Here is a 2,115-nt window from a genome sequence, read left to right as displayed (position 1 = left end):
TTTAATGTAAATGTGGGAGACGATTTTAGATATTTAAGAAAACTAGAACCTAAGTTTAATTCTTGAATAATTGAATTGGGTGATTTTCCGGTAGTTTTCCGTAACTCTGAGCCTAGCAGAGACACAGATAATTTAGTTTGAGGAGATTTTCTTTGTGTATCTTGAATAATTTTTAATAGTAATTTATCTAATGCTTTTTCATTAGTAACTGTCGCAAAAGCTTCTTTTTTTACTTCTTCAATAGATTCTGTAAAAGAGTTATCTAAGACAGAAATTAATTTATCATTTTCTGGTTGACTCGAATTATTTTGAATATTGATATCACATTTTTCTTGAAATAACGTCGCAACATCTACTAGCCTGTTTAATTGGGCATTGATTAATTCCTGTTCACTTTTAATTAAATCTTGATTTTTATCAACAACTTTTACTTTTTCTAAGGATGGAACTTCTGTTGTAACTGCTAAGGAGTAATGAGTTAATTTGCCAGAATTACGATTTTATATATGTAAAGTTTGCCCTTGTCTACGTACCCAATAGACAATCAATCCTTGGTTTTGGAGTTCGTTACAGAGATGAATTAAAATTCCATCGCTAGAACAAACTAATATTTCTTTAACTGTTGGATAAGAGCGTAAAATACAAGCACCAAATGCAATCATTTTTGCATCAGCACTATTTTTACCTTCAGGCACATGGATAAGTTGATAGCCACGGTTATATAGTTCAATATCTTGCTTCCCAATACTGGGATTTCTCCAGTTAGCAAATGCAATTTTAACTTGGAGAGGATACTCACAAATACTAGCTAAAAATAATTCAGAATTAATATCTAATTTTAAGTTTTCTGCATCCAAAAGCAGAAGAGAGATTCCTGTTTGTAACTTCTGTTTAATTTCATCTTTTTGCTGATTTTTCAGGATCAATTGGCTGAACACAGCAGATTCTAGCCAATTAGACGATAATATAGTTTGCAGCAGTTCTTCAGCTAAAATAAAATTAAAAGAACCAAGACCTTTCTCTGTAGTTTTTTCTTCTGGCAGGTTTTTTACTAAAGAAAGTTCCGCTGTATCAGTCATAGATACTTTAGTATGACCATTGTTGTTAGCAAGCAAGTCACTTTCCAAGGAATGAGGAAATGCAGGCTCAAGGAATTGTTTACCACAATTTTTGCAGAGGTAATTCTGCTTGTCATTGTGACGACCATTTTTATAATATGAAGTAGATTCGCACAGAGGACATTTCATCTTGTGATTCAGGTGGTCTAAAAAAGATACCTGTCTTTAAGTATATAGTATAAAAAAAGACTGTCAACGTCAGTTCATATTGCTCAACACAAGAAAAACTCAAAGCAAGCGGAAATTAAATTTAATCCTCATTTCTGCTTGCTTGTACTATTTCATAGCTCTCTGAATAGCTAGAATTTAAGAAATACTTCAACTAACGCGGGCGAAAACATAGTCACGAGTACGACAATCCACAGGGTTAGTAAAGATTTTATGTGTAGTACCAAATTCAACCATTTGAGTAATACGATTTTCATTATTATAAAAGAAAGCCGTAAAATCAGATAGGCGAGTAACTTGCTGCAAATTGTGAGTAACAAGCACAATTGTCAACTCAGAGCGTAAGTTATGGATCAAATGCTCAATTTTCGTACTACCAGCAGGATCAAGACCTGAACAAGGTTCATCCATCAATAAAACATTCGGTTTGACCGCTAAAGCACGGGCAATACATAATCTTTGTTGTTGACCACCAGAAAGCTCTAAAGCAGATTTATGCAGCTTATTTTTCACTTCATCCCAAAGTTCGGCAGCTTTGATGGCAGATTCAACAATCCCATCTAATTCTACTTTCGGATGCCATCCAACTAATTTCACGCCATAAGCTACATTATCGTAAACGCTCATAGGAAAAAGATTTGGCTTGGGAAAAACCATACTCACTTGGCGACGTAAGCGATTTATGTTGATCCGCCGCTCATAAATACTTTGTCCGTAAAATTCTACTCTTCCTTCAACCTTCACATCTCCTTCTAATTCAGTCATGCGATTTAACGATTTAAGAAAAGTAGACTTGCCACAACCACTAGAACCAATAATTGCCGTGACT

The 2,115-nt window shown here is 34.3% G+C and carries 2 protein-coding genes and 1 pseudogene; all 3 read right to left on the bottom strand.

The window, feature by feature from the left end; genetic code table 11:
* Positions 1–500: 500 nt before the first annotated feature.
* Positions 501–1,115, bottom strand: a complete 615-nt coding sequence (locus RRG12_RS43430; protein WP_420763098.1) for an NYN domain-containing protein — start codon at positions 1,113–1,115, stop codon at positions 501–503.
* Positions 1,116–1,163: 48 nt separating this feature from the next.
* A pseudogene (locus tag RRG12_RS43425) lies at positions 1,164–1,247 on the bottom strand (transposase-like zinc-binding domain-containing protein); the annotation flags it as partial.
* 189 nt (positions 1,248–1,436) lie between these two features.
* On the bottom strand, positions 1,437–2,115 hold a 679-nt coding region (locus tag RRG12_RS43420; RefSeq protein ID WP_420763307.1), incomplete at its 5' end, for a phosphate ABC transporter ATP-binding protein.

The organism is Nostoc sp. CALU 546, from assembly GCF_048836525.1.
The sequence above is the reverse complement of the archived record's forward strand: the minus strand, read 5'-3'. Positions and strand labels throughout refer to the sequence as shown.